General features: G+C 63.6%; 21 protein-coding genes. 8 read left to right on the forward strand and 13 right to left on the reverse strand.

Features of this window, described 5'->3' with window-relative positions; translation table 11 throughout:
* Positions 1-85 precede the first annotated feature (85 nt).
* Positions 86-1,663: a peptide chain release factor 3 gene (locus tag OVY48_RS10245; protein WP_069065787.1), complete on the forward strand. Its 1,578-nt coding sequence runs from the start codon at positions 86-88 to the stop codon at positions 1,661-1,663.
* Positions 1,664-1,715: 52 nt separating this feature from the next.
* Here the strand turns inward: OVY48_RS10245 and OVY48_RS10250 are convergent, their stop codons facing one another.
* On the reverse strand, positions 1,716-2,600 hold the full coding sequence (locus tag OVY48_RS10250; protein ID WP_313922794.1) for a bestrophin family ion channel: 885 nt from the start codon (positions 2,598-2,600) through the stop codon (positions 1,716-1,718).
* 216 nt (positions 2,601-2,816) lie between these two features.
* Here OVY48_RS10250 and OVY48_RS10255 point away from each other — a divergent pair, with 216 nt between their 5' ends.
* Positions 2,817-4,067, forward strand: coding sequence for a dicarboxylate/amino acid:cation symporter (locus OVY48_RS10255; protein ID WP_409593665.1), 1,251 nt, complete (start codon positions 2,817-2,819; stop codon positions 4,065-4,067).
* A gap of 256 nt (positions 4,068-4,323) precedes the next feature.
* On the opposite strand, the gene OVY48_RS10260 is transcribed toward OVY48_RS10255, so the two are convergent.
* The 6 genes from OVY48_RS10260 to OVY48_RS10285 form a co-directional block, all read right to left on the reverse strand.
* Complete coding sequence (locus OVY48_RS10260; protein ID WP_313922796.1) at positions 4,324-4,503, reverse strand: hypothetical protein; 180 nt, start codon at positions 4,501-4,503, stop codon at positions 4,324-4,326.
* Positions 4,504-4,508: 5 nt separating this feature from the next.
* Positions 4,509-5,798: an adenylosuccinate synthase gene (locus OVY48_RS10265; protein ID WP_037474785.1), complete on the reverse strand. Its 1,290-nt coding sequence runs from the start codon at positions 5,796-5,798 to the stop codon at positions 4,509-4,511.
* Positions 5,799-5,930: 132 nt separating this feature from the next.
* Positions 5,931-7,061 carry an ATP phosphoribosyltransferase regulatory subunit gene (locus tag OVY48_RS10270; RefSeq protein WP_313922797.1) on the reverse strand — a complete coding sequence of 377 codons (1,131 nt, stop codon included), beginning with the start codon at positions 7,059-7,061 and terminating at the stop codon, positions 5,931-5,933.
* Between the two features lie 3 nt (positions 7,062-7,064).
* Complete coding sequence (locus OVY48_RS10275) at positions 7,065-7,448, reverse strand: endonuclease domain-containing protein (protein WP_255245582.1); 384 nt, start codon at positions 7,446-7,448, stop codon at positions 7,065-7,067.
* 57 nt (positions 7,449-7,505) lie between these two features.
* Positions 7,506-9,086: a phosphoglycerate dehydrogenase gene (gene serA, locus OVY48_RS10280; protein ID WP_313922798.1), complete on the reverse strand. Its 1,581-nt coding sequence runs from the start codon at positions 9,084-9,086 to the stop codon at positions 7,506-7,508.
* Positions 9,087-9,204: 118 nt separating this feature from the next.
* Positions 9,205-10,365 carry a phosphoserine transaminase gene (locus OVY48_RS10285; protein ID WP_313922799.1) on the reverse strand — a complete coding sequence of 387 codons (1,161 nt, stop codon included), beginning with the start codon at positions 10,363-10,365 and terminating at the stop codon, positions 9,205-9,207.
* Between the two features lie 179 nt (positions 10,366-10,544).
* Between OVY48_RS10285 and OVY48_RS10290 the strand changes: the two genes are divergently transcribed.
* The 4 genes from OVY48_RS10290 (at position 10,545) to dapD (ending at position 13,844) form a co-directional block, all read left to right on the forward strand.
* Complete coding sequence (locus tag OVY48_RS10290) at positions 10,545-11,204, forward strand: extensin family protein (RefSeq protein ID WP_409593128.1); 660 nt, start codon at positions 10,545-10,547, stop codon at positions 11,202-11,204.
* 112 nt (positions 11,205-11,316) lie between these two features.
* A complete protein-coding gene (locus tag OVY48_RS10295) occupies positions 11,317-12,192 on the forward strand; it encodes a TIGR00730 family Rossman fold protein (protein ID WP_069065780.1) in 876 nt (291 codons plus the stop codon).
* A gap of 147 nt (positions 12,193-12,339) precedes the next feature.
* A complete protein-coding gene (locus tag OVY48_RS10300; RefSeq protein WP_313922800.1) occupies positions 12,340-13,011 on the forward strand; it encodes a pyrimidine 5'-nucleotidase in 672 nt (223 codons plus the stop codon).
* Positions 13,008-13,844, forward strand: coding sequence for a 2,3,4,5-tetrahydropyridine-2,6-dicarboxylate N-succinyltransferase (gene dapD / locus OVY48_RS10305; RefSeq protein WP_037472298.1), 837 nt, complete (start codon positions 13,008-13,010; stop codon positions 13,842-13,844). The genes OVY48_RS10300 and dapD overlap by 4 nt, the downstream gene beginning before the upstream one ends.
* Positions 13,845-13,895: 51 nt before the next feature.
* On the opposite strand, the gene OVY48_RS10310 is transcribed toward dapD, so the two are convergent.
* Positions 13,896-14,483, reverse strand: coding sequence for a PAS domain-containing protein (locus OVY48_RS10310; RefSeq protein WP_037472297.1), 588 nt, complete (start codon positions 14,481-14,483; stop codon positions 13,896-13,898).
* A 268-nt stretch (positions 14,484-14,751) separates the two neighbouring features.
* Between OVY48_RS10310 and OVY48_RS10315 the strand changes: the two genes are divergently transcribed.
* Both OVY48_RS10315 and OVY48_RS10320 read left to right on the forward strand, forming a co-directional pair.
* The gene (locus OVY48_RS10315) at positions 14,752-15,291 is read left to right on the forward strand and encodes a glycosyl hydrolase 108 family protein (RefSeq protein WP_313922801.1); all 540 of its coding nucleotides are present in this window, start codon (positions 14,752-14,754) and stop codon (positions 15,289-15,291) included.
* A gap of 10 nt (positions 15,292-15,301) precedes the next feature.
* Positions 15,302-15,574: a 3TM-type holin gene (locus tag OVY48_RS10320; protein ID WP_313922802.1), complete on the forward strand. Its 273-nt coding sequence runs from the start codon at positions 15,302-15,304 to the stop codon at positions 15,572-15,574.
* A gap of 4 nt (positions 15,575-15,578) precedes the next feature.
* On the opposite strand, the gene OVY48_RS10325 is transcribed toward OVY48_RS10320, so the two are convergent.
* From OVY48_RS10325 to thrC, 5 genes are all read right to left on the reverse strand, one after another.
* Positions 15,579-16,250: a hypothetical protein gene (locus OVY48_RS10325; protein ID WP_037475798.1), complete on the reverse strand. Its 672-nt coding sequence runs from the start codon at positions 16,248-16,250 to the stop codon at positions 15,579-15,581.
* A gap of 26 nt (positions 16,251-16,276) precedes the next feature.
* Positions 16,277-17,110 carry a hypothetical protein gene (locus OVY48_RS10330; RefSeq protein ID WP_313922803.1) on the reverse strand — a complete coding sequence of 278 codons (834 nt, stop codon included), beginning with the start codon at positions 17,108-17,110 and terminating at the stop codon, positions 16,277-16,279.
* Between the two features lie 506 nt (positions 17,111-17,616).
* Positions 17,617-18,168 carry a hypothetical protein gene (locus OVY48_RS10335; RefSeq protein WP_313922804.1) on the reverse strand — a complete coding sequence of 184 codons (552 nt, stop codon included), beginning with the start codon at positions 18,166-18,168 and terminating at the stop codon, positions 17,617-17,619.
* A 57-nt stretch (positions 18,169-18,225) separates the two neighbouring features.
* Entirely contained in the window at positions 18,226-19,095 is an 870-nt protein-coding gene (locus OVY48_RS10340; protein ID WP_313922805.1) for a class I SAM-dependent methyltransferase, read from the reverse strand.
* 80 nt (positions 19,096-19,175) lie between these two features.
* Entirely contained in the window at positions 19,176-20,576 is a 1,401-nt protein-coding gene (gene thrC / locus OVY48_RS10345) for a threonine synthase (RefSeq protein WP_313922806.1), read from the reverse strand.
* Positions 20,577-20,590: the final 14 nt, after the last annotated feature.

Genomic DNA, 20,590 nt, shown 5'->3' on the forward strand with positions numbered 1-20,590 from the left:
TGAAGTGCCTCGCCTCCGCTCGGCATGGCCCTTCTACTTCGCTCAGGGTGAACGGGTTTAGTTACTCCCGACCCAGAAAATCATCATGACCATCCCATCCCGCCGCACCTTCGCGATCATTTCCCACCCTGACGCCGGTAAGACCACGCTGACGGAAAAGCTGCTGCTGGAAGGCGGCGCGATCCATCTGGCGGGTGAGGTCAAGGCGCGCGGGGCGAACCGCCGCGCCCGGTCGGACTGGATGAAGATCGAACAGCAGCGCGGCATTTCCGTCACCTCCTCGGTCATGACGTTCGAGCGGACGCGCGATGGCGAGACGATCACCTTCAACCTGCTCGACACGCCGGGGCATGAAGATTTCTCGGAGGATACCTATCGCACCCTGACCGCCGTCGACAGCGCCGTGATGGTGATCGACGCGGCCAAGGGTATCGAGCCGCAGACGCGCAAATTGTTCGAGGTTTGCCGCCTGCGCAACCTGCCCATCATCACCTTCGTCAACAAGGTCGATCGCGAAGGCCGCGAAACCTTCGGCCTGCTCGACGAGGTTGCCGACCAGTTGCAGCTCGACGTCTGCCCGATGAGCTGGCCGGTCGGCATGGGCGGCGAGTTCGAAGGCATTTACGACTTCGCCACCAACCGCCTGATGCAGCCGACCGGCCCGTCCAAGGAATTTGACGGCACCCGCCACCAGTTTACCGGCCTGGACGACCCCAAACTCGCCGACTTCCTCTCCCCCCGCGCGCTCGAACGGCTGCGCGAGGAAGCGGAATTGTCGCAAGGGGGCTATGCCAGCTTCGATCTCGATCGCTATCGGCAGGGCGACCTGACCCCGGTCTATTTCGGCTCGGCGCTCAAATTGTTCGGCGTTACCGAATTGATCGACGCGCTCGCCGCCCATGCGCCGCCGCCGCGCGCGCAACCGGCCGAACCCGCCGCGGTCGAACCCGACGCCAGCGAAGTCACCGGCTTCATCTTCAAGGTGCAGGCCAATATGGACCCGCAGCATCGCGACCGCATCGCCTTCATGCGCCTGGTATCGGGCAAGTTCAAACGCGGCATGAAGCTGACGCCCTCAGGCTCCGGCAAGCCGCTGGCGGTCCATTCGCCCATCCTCTTCTTCGCGCAGGATCGCGAGCTGGCGGACGAGGCCTTCCCCGGCGACATCATCGGCATTCCCAATCATGGCGCGCTGCGCGTCGGCGATACATTGTCCGAGAAGCCTGGCCTGCGCTTCACCGGCCTGCCCAATTTCGCGCCCGAAATCCTGCGCCGCGTACAGTTGAAAGACCCGACCAAGACCAAGCAATTGCGCAAGGCGCTGGACGACCTGTCCGAAGAGGGGGTGATCCAGGTCTTCTATCCCGAAATCGGCAGCCAATGGATCGTCGGCGTCGTCGGCCAGCTCCAGCTCGAAGTGCTGATCTCGCGGCTTGATGCCGAATATAAGGTCGCCGCCGTGCTGGAAGCCTCGCCCTTCGACACGGCCCGCTGGATCGGCGGCGACGACGCGGCGATCAAGGAGATGGTGTCCTACAACAATGCCAACATGGCCAAGGACCGCGACGATAATCTCGTCTTCATGGCCAGAAGCGCCTGGGACATCGGCTATCAGCAGGAACGCCACCCCAAAGTCACCTTCAGCGCCACACGCGAGCGGTAAGGCGGCTTGCGGTTACCGCGTGACCGCAAGATGGCGCCGTTGCCGACCGCCATCACCATAGACAGCCGCGGACCGGTTTGAGCGGTTCCGGGGCGGGGTCGCCGATGGATTGAAGCAGGTCGATTTCGATCGTGCGGCACATGGCGCTCATCGATACGTCGTGGACGGTGTTGGCGAAGGGATCGACCAGATCGTCGCCGATGCGCAGGACCGCGAGGAACATGAGGCCTGCGACCGTCGAGCCGAGCGGGGTGGCGAGGCCCAGCGTTTCGACCAGGCCGATGGGCAGGAAGATGCAGAAAAGATGGGTGAATATCGTGGGTAGATAGCGATATTGGACCGGCAGGGGGGTGTTCTTGAGCCGCTCCATCCCGCCCTGGGCATTGGCGATATCGACCAGCACCGCTTCCATCTGTGTCTGCTGGATCGTGTCGATCCAGCCTGCGCGCCGGGCCATGTCGATACGGCGGCCAGTGCTGTCGAGCAGGCCATTGGCGGCGTTGGTCCGCGCCAGCGCCAGCCCCTTGTCCTTTTCCTCCAGAAAGCGCGTCACATCCTCATCGAGAGGTTGCCGCCGCAACTGGCAGCGCAGCGCGTTCACATAGGCGATCTGGCGCTTGACGATCTCCCGCTTCATATCGCGGCCATCCGGGTCGGGCAGGAAATTGCGGGTCGCGCGCGCGAGGCTGCGCGAGGCGTTGATCATCGCGCCCCACAGCACCCGTCCTTCCCACCAGCGTTGATAGGCGGAATTAGAGCGAAAGCCCAGGAACAGCGCCAGCGCCGAACCGAAGATGGTCAGCGGCAGCGAGGGCGCCTTGAAGGGCAGGACATAGTAAGTGAGAGTGACGACGCAGTCCCAGACGAACAATATCGTCAGCGGTTTCCAGACTTCGGAGGCCATGCGCCGCATGGAAGGAACGGGATCGACAATCATGCGGCTCTCCGAGAGAATGGACCGCGCCAACGCGAGAGGCGCGTAAAAGCTCCCTCGATACCATAGCGCAATGACTGGAAAGTCGTGCAACCGGCACCCCGACCGAGTGGTTGACCCGGAGCGGTAGCCCAAAAGGATGAACCATTGACCGGCACGACACCCACGACAGGCGCCGAAACCGGCCGCAAAAGCGCAGCATTATCGCTGCAATGGCAGATGCTCGCGGGCTTCGGCATCGGCCTGCTATCGGGTCTTGCCGTCTATATGGTCGCGCCCGATGCCCCTTGGGTCATGGGCTTCACCACCTATGTCACCGGGCCGATCGGCCAGATTTTCCTGCGGCTGTTGTTCATGCTGGTGATCCCATTGCTGGTATCGGCACTGATCGTCGGGATTGCGGAAATGGGCGAGATTCGGGCGTTGCGGCGCGTCGGGCTTCGCACGCTCGTCTATACCTTCATCGTGTCGGCCATTGCGGTGGCGGTCAGTCTGTTGGTGGTCGATCTGTTGCGGCCAGGCGCGGGCATCGATCCTGTCACGGCGCGCGCGATGCTGAGTGATGCGGGACCGGGAGCGCAGGCTATATTGAGCCGGGGCAGCGACGCACCGCAGGGGATCAATGCCTTCATCGCGATCGTGCCCGACAACATCATCGCGGCCATGGCGGGCAATGACATATTGGCGGTGATGGTCTTTTCGCTCTTCTTCGGCATTGGACTGGTGCTGGTGCGGACGCCGCAGACGCAGATGCTGCTGACCGCGATGGAGGGCGTGCTGGCGGTGACGATGCGGTTGATGGGGCTTGTCATCCGCCTCGCGCCGATCGCCATTGCCTGCTTCATGTTCAACCTGGCGTCGCAATTTGGCTGGGATTTGCTGATCCGGTTGTCGGCCTATGTCGGGGTCGTGCTGCTCGCGCTCGCGATTCAGATGTTCGGGGTCTATTCGCTGCTGATCGCCTTCATCGCCAAACGCTCACCGCTCCGTTTCTTCGCCGATGTGCAGGAGGCGACGGTGATGGCCTTCGCCACCGCCTCCTCCAATGCGACCTTGCCGACGGCGCTCCGCGTGGCGGAGGATAATCTGCGCCTGCCGCGCCGCATCGCGCGCTTCGTCCTGACCATCGGCGCGACCGCCAACCAGAATGGCACGGCGATGTTCGAGGGGATCACCGTGATCTTCCTCGCCCAGTTTTTCAGCATTGACCTCAGCATTCCGCAGCAGGTCATGGTGATGATGATGTGCATCCTGGGCGGCGTCGGCACGGCGGGCGTGCCGGCCGGATCGCTGCCGGTCGTGGCGATGATCCTGGGGATGGTCGGCATACCGCCCGAAGGCATCGGGCTGGTGCTGGGCGTCGACCGATTGCTCGACATGTGCCGCACCGCGCTCAACGTCACCGGCGATCTGGTCGCGGCGACGGTGATCGCCGCGGGCGAGGAGGAAACGCCCGCCGTTGCCTCGTAGCCTTGCGGGAGACGGTTCCCTGGCGAAGGCCTTGACCCTGTTCTGACCACGGAACTGGCCCCCGGCCTCCGCCGGGGAACGGCGCCATTAGAGCATGATGACTTTACTCAGAACCGTTCGTCCAGAGTAGCCATTGAGCGAAGTCGAAATGGCGTATCGAAGGATATAAGCGCAGCCGACCCTTCGATACGGGTCTTCGACAAGCTCAGCCCCTACTCAGGGCGAACGGAGTGATGCGACTTAAAGTCATCATGCCCTAGCGCAATTTAGCGATGTTCAATCCGTCTTCCTTGGCGCGGGCCTTGGTCGACTCCTCGGTGCGGGTCAGCGCCTTGGCGATGGCTTTCAATCCCATGCCCTTCTTGGCCAGCGTGTGCAGTTTCTGGATTTCGTCCTGCGTCCAGGCCTGCTTGTGCCTTTCGAACTTCTCCGCCATCGCCCTTAATCCGCGAAGGGATCGCGCACGAGGATGGTATCCTCGCGCTCAGGACTGGTGGAGACGAGCGTGACCGGGCAGCCGATCAGTTCTTCGATCCGGCGGATATATTTGATCGCCTGCGCGGGCAATTCTGCCCAGCTGCGCGCGCCCGCCGTGGTGTCGTGCCAGCCTTCGATGCTTTCGTAGATCGGCTGCGCCTTGGCCTGATCCTGCGCATGGGCCGGCAGATAGTCGAACGTCTGTTCGCCAATCTTGTAGCCGACGCAAATCTGGAGCGTGTCGAACCCGTCCAGCACGTCGAGCTTGGTGAGCGCGATGCCGGTGACGCCCGATACCGCGACCGACTGGCGCACCAGGACCGCGTCGAACCAGCCGCAGCGGCGCTTGCGCCCGGTGACGGTGCCAAATTCATGGCCGCGTTCGCCCAGCCGCTGGCCGGTGGCGTCCTCCAGTTCGGTGGGGAAGGGGCCGGAGCCGACGCGGGTGGTATAGGCTTTGACGATGCCCAGCACGAAGCCCGCCGCATTGGGACCAAGGCCGGTGCCGCTCGCCGCCGTACCCGCCACCGTGTTGGACGAGGTGACGAAGGGATAAGTGCCATGGTCAATGTCGAGCAACGTGCCCTGTGCGCCTTCGAACAGGATGCGCTTGCCCGCCGCCTTGGCGCGGTTGAGCGTCAGCCAAACCGGCTTGACGAAGGGCAGGATGAAATCGGCAATTTCGGTCAATTCCGCCATCAGCGCGGCGCGGTCGATCGGCGGTTCGCCAAAGCCGGTGCGCAGCGCGTCATGATGGGCGGTCAGGCGATCGAGCTGTGGGCCAAGATCGTCCAGATGCGCGAGGTCGCATACGCGGATGGCGCGACGGCCGACCTTGTCTTCATAGGCAGGGCCAATGCCGCGCCGGGTGGTGCCGATCTTGCCCGCGCCGCTCGCATCTTCACGCAGCCCGTCGAGGTCGCGGTGGAAGGGCAGGATCAGCGGGCAGGTTTCGGCGATCTGGAGATTGTCGGGCGTGATGGTGACGCCCTGCGCCGACAATTTCGCGACTTCATCGCGGAAATGCCAGGGGTCCAGCACCACGCCATTGCCGATGACGCTGAGCGTGCCGCGCACGATGCCCGACGGCAGCAGCGAGAGCTTATAGACCTTCTCGCCGACGACGAGGGTGTGGCCCGCATTATGACCGCCCTGGAAACGAGCGACGACATCGGCGCGCTCCGAGAGCCAATCGACGATCTTGCCCTTGCCCTCGTCACCCCATTGGGCGCCGATCACGGTTACATTTGCCATGGATACAGATCTCCGCCCGCCGCGCGGACCGGCCATGCCCTTCGACGGGACTCGGCATGCCGGTAGGATCGATTGGGCGCAAAGCCGCCCTGTTCGCGCGGCGGTTAGCCCTGCCGCAGCCCTCAAGTCAAGTCAGAAGGGGCGAAGCTCCGCGCCGTCGAGCCAGTGCGAACAGCGCAGCTTCGCGCCATCCTCGTCCCCGACCAGCGCCGCGACGGTGTTCCAGCCTTCGGCGCGCAGTTCGGCGGCGCGGGTCGCATCGGCACCCAGCGGCAGGAACAGGCGCTTGGGCGTTTCGCCGCCAAAGCCCGCGTCGATCAGCGGATCGGGATAGAGCGAGAAGCCCATGGCCGGTTCGTCCTGCCCATTGGCATGGCAGATGGCATAGCTGCCGCCCCGGCCGATTTCGCCGATGAAACCTTCGGCGAAGATCGAAAAGCCGAACCAGTTCTGATATTCAAAGCCGTGGCGTTCAGTCGGGTCGAGCGTTAGCGTGATGTCCCAGCCGATCGGCTTGGCGATGGCGCGCAGGCCCGCGATACGGCTGTCGATCGCGCCGCCCAGGCTTGCGTTGAAGGCTTCCAAGCGCTCCATCGCGGCGTGGAATGGGCCGGTCGCTTCGATGAGGGGCAGATAGGCGGCGGCCTGCGGGCCAAGCGCGACCAGCGCGCCCGCATCCTTGGCGTCGAGTTCGGTACGCACCGCTTCCAGTTCGCCAGCCGCCAAAGGCAGCGGCCCGGCGGCCAGCATGTCGATCAGGTCGGGCAGGGTGAAGTCGATGGTGAGGCCGGTGACGCCTGCCGCCTGCAACGCTTCGATCGCGACATTGACGATCTCCACGGCAGCGGCGACGCTGTCGGTGCCGATCAGTTCAGCGCCGACCTGCAATTTCTCGCGCTCAGGGCGAAGCTGGTTGGCCTTGAGGCGGATGACCGGCCCGGCATAGGAGAGGCGCAAGGGACGCGGCGCGGCGGCGAGGCGCGTGGCGGCGATGCGGCCGACCTGCGCGGTCATGTCCGGGCGGAGCGCCAGGCTACGCTGCGACACGGGATCGACGGCGCGGACCAGATCCTGCGCGCGCATGGATTTGAGGCGCTGGGTGAGCGTATCTTCGAATTCCGCGAGCGGGGGCATGACCCGCTCATAGCCATGGGTCGCCACCGTATCGAGCACGCGCCGCGCGAGGCGGGCGGAGGCTTCGGCCTGGGGCGGCAGGCGGTCGGATAATCCTTCGGGAAGAAGGCCGGGCGGGATCATGGTCATACCTTAGCTCCCTCCCCCTTGGGGGGGAGGGTTGGGGAGAGGGGGAGTATGCAACGCCTGCGCAATCACGCCCAACACGCTCTCGATATTGTGCATGACATCGGGATTGGCAAAACGGATCACAGTATAGCCCAGCGATTCCAGAAACTCGGTTCGTCGGGCGTCATAGCGATCTTTGGCGGAATGTGTATCCCCATCAACTTCGATGATGAGGCGCGCGGCCTTTGAGGCGAAATCGACGATATAGGGGGCAATAATCGTCTGGCGCGTGAATTGCTGATTTTCGAAGCGGTTGGCACGCAGGGCGAGCCATAGCTTTTGTTCGGCGGGGGTGGGGTTGGCGCGCATATGTTTGGCACGCTGCTTCAGTGTGGGATCTAGCCGCACCGTTGCTCCCCCTCTCCCAACCCTCTCCCCGGAGGGGAGAGGGCTTTTCAGGCTTGCTTACGCAAAGCGCAGCAATTTGACCTGCTTCACGCCGGTCAGGTTGCAGATTTCCCAGCGCAGCGGTTCGGTGACGGTGCCGTCGACCGAGAGCAGCAGCACGGCTTCGCCGCCCTGGTTGCGACGGCCAAGGTGGAAGGTGCCGACATTGACGCCCGCCTCGCCCAGCGTTGACCCCAGACGACCGATGAAGCCGGGCGCGTCCTGGTTGACGATATAGAGCATGGTGCCGTCGAGATCGGCCTCCACCTTGATGCCGAACAGTTCGACGAGACGCGGGCTGGTGGGGCCGAACAGCGTGCCGGCCACCGACTTGTCGCCATTTTCGGTGGTGACGGTGACGCGGATCAGCGTCTGATAGGCGCCTTCGCGGTCGTGGCGCACTTCGCGCACGTCGAGGCCGCGCTCCTTGGCCAGGAAGGGCGCGTTGACCATGTTCACCGTGTCCGAATAGACGCGCATCAGGCCCGCCAGAACGGCGGCGGTGATCGGCTTCTGGTTCAGTTCGGCAGCATGGCCTTCGACTTCGACCGCGACGCCGGTGATGGCATCGCCTTCAAGCTGGCCGACCAGGCTGCCGAGCTTTTCCGCGATCGCCATGTAGGGCTTGAGCTTGGGGGCCTCCTCGGCCGACAGCGACGGTACGTTGAGCGCATTGGTGATGCCGCCGTCGAGCAGATAGTCGGACAGCTGGTCGGCGACCTGCAGCGCGACATTGACCTGCGCTTCGTCGGTCGATGCGCCCAGATGCGGGGTGCAGATGAAGTTGGGCGTGCCGAACAAAGGCGAATCCTTGGCCGGTTCGGTCTGGAACACGTCGAGCGCGGCGCCCGCGACCTGGCCCGAATCGAGCGCATCCTTCAGCGCGGCTTCGTCGATCAGGCCACCGCGCGCGCAGTTGATGATGCGCACGCCCTTCTTGGTCTTGGCCAGATTTTCGCGGCTCAGGATATTGCGAGTCTGGTCGGTCAGCGGCGTGTGCAGCGTGATGAAGTCGGCCTTGGCGAGCAGCGTGTCGAGATCGGCCTTTTCCACGCCCATTTCGATGGCGCGTTCGGGCGTCAGGAACGGATCGAACGCGACCACCTTCATCTTGAGACCCAGCGCGCGGGTGGCAACGATCGAGCCGATATTGCCCGCGCCGATCAGGCCCAGTGTCTTGCCGGTGACTTCCACGCCCATGAAGCCGTTCTTGGGCCACAGGCCCTGCTGGGTCTGGGCATTGGCTTCAGGTATCTGACGCGCCAGCGCGAACATCAGCGCGATGGCATGTTCGGCAGTGGTGATCGAATTGCCGAACGGCGTGTTCATGACGATCACGCCCTTGGCCGAGGCATAGGGGATGTCGACATTGTCGACGCCAATGCCGGCGCGACCGATGACCTTGAGGTTGGTGGCGGCGTCGAGGATCGCCTTCGTCACCTTGGTCGAGGAACGGATGGCGAGGCCGTCATACTCGCCGATGATGGCGATCAGTTCTTCGGGCGTCTTGCCGGTGATTTCATCGACTTCCACGCCGCGTTCACGGAAGATTGCGGCGGCGCGGGGGTCCATTTTGTCGGAAATAAGGACTTTGGGCATGGATTTGATCCTTAATATTACACCGTTCGGGCTGAGCCTGTCGAAGCCCTGCCCTTCTTGAAACGGTCAAAAGAAGTGCGGCCCTTCGACAAGCTCAGGGCGAACGGATGGTGGGAGTTCAGGCGGCCTTGGTCTGCGCATAGGCCCAGTCGAGCCACGGACCCAGCGCTTTGATATCCGCCGTTTCCACGGTCGCGCCGCACCAGATGCGAAGGCCCGCCGGGGCATCGCGATAGCCCGCAATGTCATAGGCTGCGCCTTCCTTTTCGAGGAGGGCGGCGAAGGCCTTGATGAAGGCTTCGTCGGCACCCGCGACGGTCAGGCAGACGCTGGTCTTCGAGCGCGTGGCTTCATCGAGCGCGAGATGGCCAAGCCAGTCGCGTTCGGCCACGATCTTGCCTAGCGCAGCGGCATTGGCGTCCGAGCGGGCAATGAGGCCCTGCAGACCGCCCAACGACTTGCCCCATTCGAGCGCGAAGATCGCATCTTCGACCGCGAGCATGGAGGGGGTGTTGATCGTCTCGCCCTTGAAAATGCCTTCGGCGAGCTTGCCCTTGGCCATCAGGCGGAACACCTTGGGCAGTGGCCAGGCGGGCGTGTGGGTTTCGAGCCGCTCGACCGCGCGGGGGCCGAGGATCAGCACGCCATGGCCACCCTCGCCGCCTAGCACCTTCTGCCAGGAGAAGGTGGCGACATCGATCTTGGTCCAGTCGATGTCATAGGCGAACACCGCGCTGGTCGCGTCGGCAAAGGTCAGCCCTTCGCGGTCGGCCGGAATCCAGTCGGCATTGGGCACGCGCACGCCGGACGTGGTGCCGTTCCAGGTGAACAGGACGTCATGCGCGAAGTTCACACCGTCCAAGTCGGGCAATTTGCCATAGTCGGCGCGGATGATCGTGGGGTCGAGCTTCAACTGCTTGGCGGCATCGGTCACCCAGCCTTCGCCGAAGCTTTCCCAGGCAAGAGTCGTGACCGGGCGTGCGCCGAGCATCGTCCACATCGCCATTTCGAAAGCGCCGGTGTCGGAGCCGGGTACGATGCCAATGCGGTGGGTGTCGGGCAGGCCGAGCAATTCGCGCATCAGGTCGATGCAATAGGCCAAGCGGGTCTTGCCGATCTTGGCGCGGTGCGAGCGGCCGAGCGAGTCGGTTGCCAGCTTGTCGGCGCTCCAGCCGGGTGGCTTGGCGCAGGGACCGGAAGAAAAGAAGGGGCGGGCCGGACGGGTGGCGGGCTTTTGCGCACGCGCAATGGTGGCGTCAACGGCAGTCAAATCAGTCATGTAGCGTCTCCTTACAGAGAGCAGCGCGGCGTTGGGACCGCGTGGCCCGTCGATCGCCGTAGAGATTTCGGCGGGCCTGTCAAGGGTGTTGCGAAAACGGGACGAGCTGATCGCGGCGTTAACTATCGTAAAGATTCGGGCTGCTACAGTGACGACTCATGGAAAAGCAGGCGAGCGATATGACCCTATTGCGCGGCGCGGCCCTGGCCGTGACCATGGCGATGATGCTGAGTGCGTGCGGCGGCGATCTGGTGCCGCGCGGGCGGGTGGAACGCGCTTCGAAACCCGTGCGCGCCGCCGTGGTGCCGACCATGGAAGCGCGCCAATGTTTCGCGAAGCTGCAATCGCAGGATGTCGCCTTCACCCCCCTGCCCGACCGCACCTTCGGCGGCGGATGCAGCGCGTTGAACAGCGTCAAGCTGCTCGACATCGGCGTGCCCGCCACCAATTTGGGGGCGATGACGTGTAATCTGGCGGCCAATTTCGCCGCCTGGGCGCGTTATGGCGTGCAACCCGCCGCGCGCAGCATATTGGGGGCGGAAATCGTGCGGATCGAGACGTTCGGCACCTATAATTGCCGCCCGATCGCGGGCAGCGGCAAATTGTCCGAACATGCCCATAGCAATGCGATCGACATCGCCGCCTTCGTGTTGGCCGATGGCCGCAAGATTTCGGTGCAGCAGGGCTGGCAGGGCGACCGGGATACGCGGCAGTTCCTGAAAACCGTGCACGCCAGCGCGTGCAAGCGGTTCAACACGGTGCTGAGCCCCGATTATAATGCGGCCCATCACGACCATTTTCATTTCGACATGGGCGGACGCGGCGGCTTTTGCCGCTAAGCGTCAGAAAACAAATATGGCGGCTTTTGCCGCTGAGCGCAAAAAAGGCATGCGGCGGCTTCTGTCGGTAATCCGACTTGGCAATGTCATCTCCACTCCTTAAATCGTGGGGATGACTAAGAAAGAGATTGAAGAACGTAAATTCCGCCCGGCCCGCGAAGAGGCCGACGATGCGGCCAAGCAGGCCGGCACCCCCCAGACCCAAAGCGCGGCCTATCGCCTCGCCTTTCAGGACACCGAGTTCCTGTTGCGCGAAGATTTGCGCCCGGTGCGATTCCAGCTGGAATTGTTGAAGCCCCAATTGCTGATGGACGAGGCACGGATCGAATCGACCTTCGTCTTTTACGGGTCGGCGCGGATTCCCGAACCAGACCAGGCGCAGGCACGGATCGACGCGGCGACGACGCCGCAGCAGCGGAAGATTGCGGAGAATCTGGCGGCGAAGGCGCGCTACTATGAAGAGGCGCGCGCGCTTGCGCGGATCGCGGCGCAATATCCGGTGAACGAAGCAGGATGCCGCCATTTCGTGGTGTGTTCGGGCGGTGGTCCCTCGATCATGGAAGCGGCCAATCGCGGCGCGCAAGATGTCGGCCAAACGACGATCGGCATGAACATCGTCCTGCCGCACGAACAGGCGCCCAATCGGTTCGTCACCCCGGAGCTAAGTTTCCAGTTCCACTATTTCGCGCTGCGCAAGATGCATTTCCTGCTCCGCGCCCGCGCGCTGGCCGTCTTCCCCGGCGGTTTCGGCACGTTCGACGAAATGTTCGAACTGCTCACGCTGATCCAGACCGGCAAGATGAAGCCCATCCCCATCCTGCTGTTCGGCAAGGATTTCTGGAACCGGGTCGTGGATTTCGAGGCGCTGGCCGATGAAGGCGTGATTTCGCATGCCGACCTTGACCTGCTGACATGGGTCGAGACGGCGGAAGATGCCTGGCAGGCCGTGCAGGCTTTTTATCATGACGGCGAGCCGCTGGGATGTTGACGTCTCACGTCATCTAGCGGCCGGTACGTCAATCTGAGATGAGAGGTGGGGAGATGGGTCCCCGCCTTCGCGGGGATGACGGTGAAGGTGAGGGTTCGGCACCCCTCGCCCCTTGCCCTTCCATGCGCACGAGATTAGGGCGCGGCCATGCTTGGCGCACTGGACCATGTCGACACCTGGATCTTCGATCTGGATAATACGCTTTATCCGGCGAAGACGGACCTGTTCGCGCTGATCGACGTGAAGATGGGCGAGTTCATCCAAGGCTTACTGGGATGCGACCCGCAAGTCGCCCGCGAAACGCAGAAGCGCTATTTCATGGAGCATGGCACGACGCTGTCGGGGCTGATGCACCATCATGGCATCGCGCCGCATGATTTCCTCGACTATGTCCATGATATTTCGATGGATCGACTGGAGGTCGATGCCGACCTTAACGCGCATATCGCAGCATTACCGGGCCGTCGGCTGATCTTCACCAATGGCGATGCGGCCTATGCGGGACGGGTGCTGGACAAGCTCGGCCTGGGCGACGCATTCGAGCTGATCCACGATATTCATGCCTGCCAATATGTGCCCAAGCCCGATCCGTCGGGTTACGCCGAATTGTGCCGGGTCCATGCCATCGATCCGACCCGTGCCGCCTTTTTCGAGGATATGGCCCGCAATCTGGCGCCCGCCAAGGCGATCGGCATGGCGACCATCTGGGTCAATAATGGATCGGAAGCGGGCAATCACGATCATCATCCCGATTTCATCGATTTCGAAACCGACCATCTGAGGCCTTTTCTGGCCAGCATCCTTGGGGAAACCGCATGACCGACCTTATCGCCACGATCGACGCCGCCTGGGAAGACCGGGCCAATGTCAGCCTTTCGACGCAGGGCGCGATCCGCGATGCCGTTACGCAAGCACTTGCGTTGCTCGACAGCGGCAAGGGCCGCGTCGCCGAACCGACGGCGGACGGCTGGCAGGTCAATCAGTGGCTGAAGAAAGCCGTGCTGCTGTCGTTCCGGCTGAACGACAATGTGCTGATCGAAAACGGCCCTGGTGGCGGTTTCTGGTGGGACAAGGTGCCGAGCAAATTCGCCGGCTGGGGCGAGGCGGAGTTTCGCGCCGCCGGTTTCCGCGCGGTGCCGGGCGCGTTCGCGCGGGCGGGCGCGCATATCGCCAAGAACGCGATCTTGATGCCCAGCTTCGTCAATATCGGCGCGTTCGTCGATGAAGGCACGATGGTCGACGCCTGGGTGACGGTGGGCAGTTGCGCCCAGATCGGCAAGAATGTCCATCTGTCGGGCGGCGTCGGCATTGGCGGCGTGCTGGAACCACTGCAGGCCGATCCAGTCATCATCGAAGACGACTGCTTCATCGGCGCGCGATCCGAAGTGGTCGAGGGCGTGCGCATCGGCAAGGGATCGGTGCTGTCGATGGGCGTGTTCATCGGCCAGTCGACCAAGATCATCGACCGCACCACCGGCGAGATTTTCATGGGCGAAGTGCCGCCCTATTCGGTGATCGTCCCCGGCAGCCTGCCCGGCAAGCCCCTGCCCGACGGCACGCCCGGCCCCAGCCTCTATTGCGCGGTGATCGTCAAGCGGGTGGACGCCCAGACCCGGTCCAAGACCGGTATCAACGAATTGCTACGCGACTGATGTATAGCCGGTCGGTGCCCTTTGCGGTGCCGACCAGTCGCCGGATGCCGCTTAGTAGCCCGCCTCGATCGCCAAGCGGATCGCTTCGGCCCCGGTCCGCACGCCGAGCGCCTTGAGCATGGCCGCCCGGTGCATCTTCACCGTGCGTTCGGTCAGGCCCATGTCCCAGGCGATCTGTTTGTTGAGCTTGCCCGCCGTCATCGCCACCAGCACGTCGCGCTGGCGCGCGGTGAGCGCGTCGATCCGCAGCCGCGCTTCGGCGGATCGCTGGGTCGCCTGTCCGTCCGGCTCGCCCACCGCCATCTGCGATCCCAGGAAATATTCGACCTCGCCCGTGTCACCGAAGATCGGCGCGACCATCACGGCGTTTCGGAACGGCGTGCCGTCCTTGCGATAATTCCACAATTCCACGATCGCCGGGCGTCTTTCGCGAACGGCCTGACGCAGTTCATCGGTTCGCTCCGCTTCGGTCGCTGCGCCTTTGAGGAAGCGGCAATTATGCCCGATAATCTCGTCGCGGCCATAGCCGGTGAGCGCCATGAAGGCATCATTGCAATCGACGATCGGATTGTCGGGCAGGCGCGGATCGCTGATGACGGCGGGGATCGCGCTGTTGGCGATCATATCGGAAAGAGGCATGGACAAACGCACTCACATGGGGGGAGCGGGCAACAGAGACGAAACCGCACCCTTTGGTCCATATTGCCCCATATTTAGTGCTTCCTGCAAGGGTATGGCCACAGCAAGGCGACAATTTCCCGGTGCCTGCCCTTGAGCTTCACCGCTGTCGATTGCATCCGCCGCCGCCCGGTCTTGCATCAGATTATTTCCTTTCCCGTTTTTTCTCTGTCCTACATATAACCATATGGGATAAATGATTCGCCTCTTCAAGAGTTGGGAGGCGGATATGGACGTTGCGGAACTGATCGACGAAGTCATTGCGCGAGAGGGTGGCTATAGCAACCATCCGGCCGATCGCGGCGGGCCGACCCATTGGGGGATTACCCAGGCCGTGGCGCGGGCGAATGGCTATGTCGGCCCGATGCAGGCGCTACCCCGCGCGCAGGCGGTGGCGATCTATCGACGGCTCTATTGGGACCAGCCGGGCTATGGCTTCGTTGCCGAACTCGCGCCCGCCATTGCCGCCGAGCTTTTCGATACGGCCGTGAACATGGGCGTTGCGACCGCGACCGGCTTTTTGCAACGGGCGCTCAACGCGCTCAATCGCAACCAGAAGGATTATCCCGATCTCAAGCTCGACCGGCTGATCGGCGCGCGGACGCTGGCGGCGTTGCGGGCCTTTCGGGCGTTGCGGGGTGCGGCAGGCGAGCGCGTGCTGCTCAAGGCGATCGAGGCGATGCAGGGTGAACGCTATATCGCGCTTGCCGAAAGCCGCCCCGCCAATGAGGCCTTCCTCTATGGCTGGCTGGCCAACCGGATCGGTTAGGGAGGGACGCATGACACAGCCACATCCCGCAGCGCCCGCCGCCGATCCCTGGACGCGGCGGGCGCGGCCGACCTTCCTCTATGTCATCTATGCCCTGCTGCTCTGGTCGGTGCCGATGGGCCTGATCGCAGGCTGGCGACCGGCGGTAGCAAGCGCGATCATCAACGGTATGCGCGCCTATTTCAACGCCCTGCCCGAACCGCTCTATGCGCTCTTTGGCACCGGCTATCTGGGCTATACGGCGGCGCGCGCCTGGGGGAAGGCGAAGGGCGCGGACCGATAAGCGCTTAGCGCCCGATCGTGAGCAGCGAAACCAGAATAGCGGTCAGAAAGGCGGCGACGAACACCAGGATCGCACCGCCCCATGCCCGCAATGGGCGCATGGCCAACATCGTGCGGAACAGCATGGATTGCACCCAAAGATACCAGAGCGTCGCGAATCCGGCGCCGCTCAGGCCCAGCGCCCATTTCCATGCACCGATATGCTGGGCCGTCATCGTGGCAATCGCAACCATCAAGGCATAGGCCGACACCAGATAGCATTGGCCGAAAAAAGGCGGCCGCAGATATTTGCGCTCCAGCGGCTGCCCCTTGCGCCGCACGACATGCAGCGCGGCGAACAGCGGGAGCAGCCCATAAACGAAGGAGCGCCAGAGGATGAGATTTTGATCCGAACTAACCACCATCGCGCCCACCGCATTATGCGCCTGGATATGCTGCGTGTTCAGGCCCAATTCCAAGGCATGGAGCAAAGCCAGCGTGATCAGCAGCAGCAGGGGCGGACTGAGCGTATCGGTATATTGATCCTCGTCGGCATCGGTCTGTTCGTGATTGGAATAATCGATCATGCGCAGCGGGTGCCGCACCACCAGCCAGAGGGTGCGGGGATAATAGATCAACCAGCACAGCAGTTCGAAGAGCAGATCTTCGAACGAACGGATGAGCTTGAGAAAATCCAATCCCCGTCCCTTTCCTTGTGTGGTCGTCAGAAGCGTCGATGCGCTGCGGCATCCGCGGTATCGCAGGTGCCGCGAAAGGCGTAGTCGGCCAGGCCCTTTATGCTGATCTGTCCGCTGGTGCGATTAATGTCGATCCGGGGCTTGTTAAGGCCATTCAGCCGATATTCGCCGGTAATCCGGTCGGGCTGCATCGAGACATTGTAGATGTCCCACCAACCATCTTCGGTGCCCCGCGAATGCAGCGGCGGGATGAGCTTCTTGGGCAGCTTGATATGGCCACCGCCTTCCCAGAACTGGATCATGACCGAAGCATCGAACTGCTCCGCCGTCATTTCGACGCGATTGCCATAGCGATAGCGTTTTTTGTCGGAATCCCAGGTCCAGCCATAGCTGTTGGCAACGCCGGGCCGCTGTCCATCACCAAAGCAGACCAGGCCGAGTTGGACCCTGTCGTTCGTTTGGGCGCTGTCATCGGCAGCATAGCTGGGCGCGACGCGGTCGGGCCGGGGCCGCGCATAGCCGATATCGGGTCGATGGGGCGCGCCACCATGGCCGCTGGGTGCACGGGCGGATTCGCCGCAATCGGGTGCGGGGGATTCGGTGATGGCCTGATAGCGACCGTCATAAGTCACGACGCTGAGGCATTGCCGCCGATCGCCGTTCCACCAAAAGGTCCATTTGCGGTCATCGCCGGTTTCGATCCGCACGAAGCGGTAGCCGCGCGCTTTGAGCTGAGTCTCGCCGCCTGCACCCTTGGCACCGACCAGATCGGCAACGTCGGCGGGCGTCTGGGCGAGGGCTGGAGCCGAAATCAGCAGGCCAAAAGGAAGAAGAATATGGGACGCACGCATTACGGGCATGGAGATACTCCCTGTTTCGTCCGCCCGCCGATCACAAACATAGCGACTTCAAGCGTTGGGAAAATAGCAAAAAGAAGCGGCGCGCTGAAAATGAGAGGGGCCGCCGAACCCAAGGTTCGACGGCCCATCATTGACATGGTCAGCGGCCGAAAGTGCCGCCCAAGGGAAATGATTGTCGCGCTATCCTGCCTGCACGGGGATGGCCTGTCTGTTGGCGCTTGAAATCCCGTTTGCAGGGAGGATCGACGGCATAGCGTCGCTCAGCGGCGCATTTCCCGAATGGACTTGACCGACCCCATTGCTGAACCATGAGACATCGGATCACCTCCTTTCGCTATGTTGAAGCCCGCGTGGCCCGCTTGGGAACTCTCGTCCTTCGCCCGTCCACAAGGGGAATGTGAATCAGGTGGGGAGGATGATCAAGCCTTGTAAAATTCTTTTTTCGAATCATACTGCTTCGTCCGCGCTTTTCCCCAACGCGCCTTTTCCAACTGCGTCGAAATCCCCTAGCCCCGGCAATCCTCGATCACGCGCGCGACTTCCGCCCAGGCAGGCAGGATCAGCGGGGCGAGCCCCTGCACCTCCACCGCGAACTTGCCCCGGCTATAGGCAATCTGGTCCAGCGTGACGTCCGACGCGGCGCGGACCGCCTGAACCTGCGGTTGCAGCGCGGCGACACTGGTGGTCGGCCACAGGACAGCCCCATAGCTGGTGCGCAGCGTCATCGCGCCCTGCCCTGTTCCCATGCGCAATATGACGATCCGGCTCGTCGCCCGGTCGCAGCGGACGGCGAGGTGCGGGGCGGTCGCGCCGGGGCCGAAGGACGCGACCGATCCGGTCGGTTCCGGCCGGTAGGTCCAGGTGCCGGGCGTCGTCGGACGATTATGCCATTCCGTGGCCACCGGTGCGGGGGTGGCGGGCGCGATCGGCGGTGGCGCCGGAGCCGGGCGCGGCGCTGGCGTCGGCGCTGGGGCGGGTGCCCGCTGCGCGGGGCCGACACAGGAGCCGAGCAGGACCAGCAGGGGGGACAGGGCGGCAAAGGAAGGGATGAGGCGCATCACCAACCCATGCCGGAGCCGGACGGGCGGCTCAAGGCGAAAAGGCCCAAGTGACGCTTAGCGCCGCCAGCGTGCCCAGATGGCGGTGGGCAACAACAGGCCGCGTGCTTCCTCCCGCACGGCCAGTTCCCCGACCTCGACCGTGCCGGGCAGGTCGGCAAAGGCCTGCCGCAGCAATTCGCCGATCGCCAGTGCCGACATGCGGACGGCATAGACGGTCAGGAACAGGAAGCGGCTGTCCGCATCAAGCAACTGGCGGCAATTGGCGATGAGGGCGGGTAAATCCTCCTCCAATCGCCAGACTTCGCCGTCAGGGCCGCGGCCATATTTGGGCGGGTCGAGCAGGATGCCGTCATAGCGGCGGCCGCGCCGGACTTCGCGGGCGACGAATTTGGCCGCATCCTCGACGATCCAGCGAATCGGCATGTCCGCCATGCCGGACAGATCGGCATTAGCACGCGCCTGCGCCACCGACTTCTTCGACGCATCAACATGGACCATGCGCGCGCCGCTGGCCGACATGGCGAGCGTGCCGACGCCGGTATAGCCGAACAGATTCATGACTTCGGCCTCCGCCTTGTCGGCGGTGCGTTCCCGCATCCAGTCCCATACGGGGGCCATGTCCGGGAAGAAACCGAGATGGCGGAAGGGTGTGCAACTCGACTGGAAGGTCACGTCCTGCCAGCTCAATGGCCAGCCATCGGCGGGGACCGGCTGGTCATAATACCAGCGGCCGCCGCCATCCTCGTCCGATCCGGGGACGAATTCGGCGTCTGCCTTCCAATCTTCGGTCGCCGGTGCCCACATCGCCTGGGGTTCTGGGCGGATGAAGCGGTAGCGGCCATAGCGCTCCAGCTTGCGGCCGTTGCCCGAATCGATGAGGCCATAGTCGGCCCAGGGTTCGCCGATGAGGGTCTTGAGTTCCATAGCAGTTTCCCGTTCGGTTCGAGCCTGTCGAGAACCCTCGCGCATCCGGTTCTCGACAAGCGCGAACCGAACGGAGTTGGTTATGCCCTGGGCGTTGCCCGCTCGGCGACATAGGCGGTTACCGCCTCGAACGTGCCGGGCAGCTTTACATAGCTTTCCTCACGCGCGAACAGGTCGCCGACGCGCGCGGGCAGCGGCGGGCGGGTGCCGGTGGCGCGCTCGACGGCGTCGCGGAACTTGGCCGGGTGCGCGGTCGCCAGCGTGACGACCGGGATCGACGCATCGACGCCTGCTTCGCGCGCAGCGGCAAGGCCGATGGCGCTGTGCGGATCGATAATTTGCCCCGACCCGTCATAGGCCCAGCGCATCGCCATGGTCATGCTGTCGGCATCGATGCGTGCCGAAGCGAAGAGCGCTGCCGCCCCGTCGCGCTGGGCGTTGGTCAGGCGCATCGCCTTGCTGGCTTCGAACCCGCGCATCTGGTCGGCCAGCGCCTGGCCGTTGCGCCCGCCCGCGTCGAACAGCAGCCGCTCGAAATTGGAGCTGACCTGGATGTCCATGCTGGGCGTCGCGGTCGGCACGACCTGGCCCTGGCTGTAATCGCCGTCGGACAAGGCGCGATGCAAGATGTCGTTGACGTTGGTCGCGACGATCAGCTTGGCGACGGGCAGCCCCATCTTGGCCGCGACATAGCCCGCGAACACGTCACCGAAATTGCCGGTCGGGACCGAGAAGGCGACCGGGCGTTCGGGCGCGCCCAAACGCACGGCGGCGTAGAAATAATAGACGACCTGCGCCATCAACCGCGCCCAGTTGATCGAGTTGACGGCCGACAGGTTGAACCGGCGCGAGAAATCCGCGTCGTTGAACATGCGCTTCACCAGCGCCTGCGCATCGTCGAAGCTGCCGTCGATGGCGATATTATAGACGTTGGGCGCGCGCACCGTCGTCATCTGCCGCCGTTGCACGTCGGACACCCGGCCATCGGGATGGAGCATGAAGATGTCGATCTTCTCGCGCCCCGCCACGGCATCGATCGCCGCCGACCCGGTGTCGCCCGACGTCGCGCCGACGATCGTCAGATGGTCATCGCGGCGCGACAGGAAGCGTTCGAACAATTGCCCCAGCAGCTGCAGCGCGACATCCTTGAACGCCAGGGTCGGGCCGTGGAACAGTTCGAGCAGCCAATGCTGATGATCGAGCTGGACCAGCGGCACAACCGCCTGATGGCTGAACCGGCTATAGGCAGTGGTGCATAGTTCGCGCAGTTCGTCCTCGGTCAGCGATCCCGCGACGAAGGGGGTCATGACCCGCACGGCCGTCTCGACATAGGACAGGCCGCCAAGGGCGCGAATGTCATCCGCCGAGAAGCTGGGCCAGCTTTCGGGCAGATACAGCCCGCCATCGGACGCCAGCCCCGCCAGCGTCACATCCTCGAAACCGAGCGACGGCGCGCTCCCCCTGGTGCTTTGATATTGCATGATGGGAAAGCGCG

Origin of the sequence: Sphingobium sp. SA2, assembly GCF_032227065.1 — a bacterium.
Classification (GTDB): domain Bacteria; phylum Pseudomonadota; class Alphaproteobacteria; order Sphingomonadales; family Sphingomonadaceae; genus Sphingobium.

What these genes read in the sequence shown, in the direction of transcription:
- OVY48_RS10245 (WP_069065787.1), top strand. Translation starts at nt 86, where the DNA reads ATGACCATCCCATCCCGCCGCACCTTCGCGATCATTTCCCACCCTGAC.
- OVY48_RS10250 (WP_313922794.1), bottom strand. Translation starts at nt 2,600, where the DNA reads ATGATTGTCGATCCCGTTCCTTCCATGCGGCGCATGGCCTCCGAAGTC.
- OVY48_RS10255 (WP_409593665.1), top strand. Translation starts at nt 2,817, where the DNA reads ATGCTCGCGGGCTTCGGCATCGGCCTGCTATCGGGTCTTGCCGTCTAT.
- OVY48_RS10260 (WP_313922796.1), bottom strand. Translation starts at nt 4,503, where the DNA reads ATGGCGGAGAAGTTCGAAAGGCACAAGCAGGCCTGGACGCAGGACGAA.
- OVY48_RS10265 (WP_037474785.1), bottom strand. Translation starts at nt 5,798, where the DNA reads ATGGCAAATGTAACCGTGATCGGCGCCCAATGGGGTGACGAGGGCAAG.
- OVY48_RS10270 (WP_313922797.1), bottom strand. Translation starts at nt 7,061, where the DNA reads ATGACCATGATCCCGCCCGGCCTTCTTCCCGAAGGATTATCCGACCGC.
- serA (WP_313922798.1), bottom strand. Translation starts at nt 9,086, where the DNA reads ATGCCCAAAGTCCTTATTTCCGACAAAATGGACCCCCGCGCCGCCGCA.
- OVY48_RS10285 (WP_313922799.1), bottom strand. Translation starts at nt 10,365, where the DNA reads ATGACTGATTTGACTGCCGTTGACGCCACCATTGCGCGTGCGCAAAAG.
- OVY48_RS10290 (WP_409593128.1), top strand. Translation starts at nt 10,545, where the DNA reads ATGACCCTATTGCGCGGCGCGGCCCTGGCCGTGACCATGGCGATGATG.
- OVY48_RS10295 (WP_069065780.1), top strand. Translation starts at nt 11,317, where the DNA reads ATGACTAAGAAAGAGATTGAAGAACGTAAATTCCGCCCGGCCCGCGAA.
- OVY48_RS10300 (WP_313922800.1), top strand. Translation starts at nt 12,340, where the DNA reads ATGCTTGGCGCACTGGACCATGTCGACACCTGGATCTTCGATCTGGAT.
- dapD (WP_037472298.1), top strand. Translation starts at nt 13,008, where the DNA reads ATGACCGACCTTATCGCCACGATCGACGCCGCCTGGGAAGACCGGGCC.
- OVY48_RS10310 (WP_037472297.1), bottom strand. Translation starts at nt 14,483, where the DNA reads ATGCCTCTTTCCGATATGATCGCCAACAGCGCGATCCCCGCCGTCATC.
- OVY48_RS10315 (WP_313922801.1), top strand. Translation starts at nt 14,752, where the DNA reads ATGGACGTTGCGGAACTGATCGACGAAGTCATTGCGCGAGAGGGTGGC.
- OVY48_RS10320 (WP_313922802.1), top strand. Translation starts at nt 15,302, where the DNA reads ATGACACAGCCACATCCCGCAGCGCCCGCCGCCGATCCCTGGACGCGG.
- OVY48_RS10330 (WP_313922803.1), bottom strand. Translation starts at nt 17,110, where the DNA reads ATGCCCGTAATGCGTGCGTCCCATATTCTTCTTCCTTTTGGCCTGCTG.
- OVY48_RS10335 (WP_313922804.1), bottom strand. Translation starts at nt 18,168, where the DNA reads ATGCGCCTCATCCCTTCCTTTGCCGCCCTGTCCCCCCTGCTGGTCCTG.
- OVY48_RS10340 (WP_313922805.1), bottom strand. Translation starts at nt 19,095, where the DNA reads ATGGAACTCAAGACCCTCATCGGCGAACCCTGGGCCGACTATGGCCTC.
- thrC (WP_313922806.1), bottom strand. Translation starts at nt 20,576, where the DNA reads ATGCAATATCAAAGCACCAGGGGGAGCGCGCCGTCGCTCGGTTTCGAG.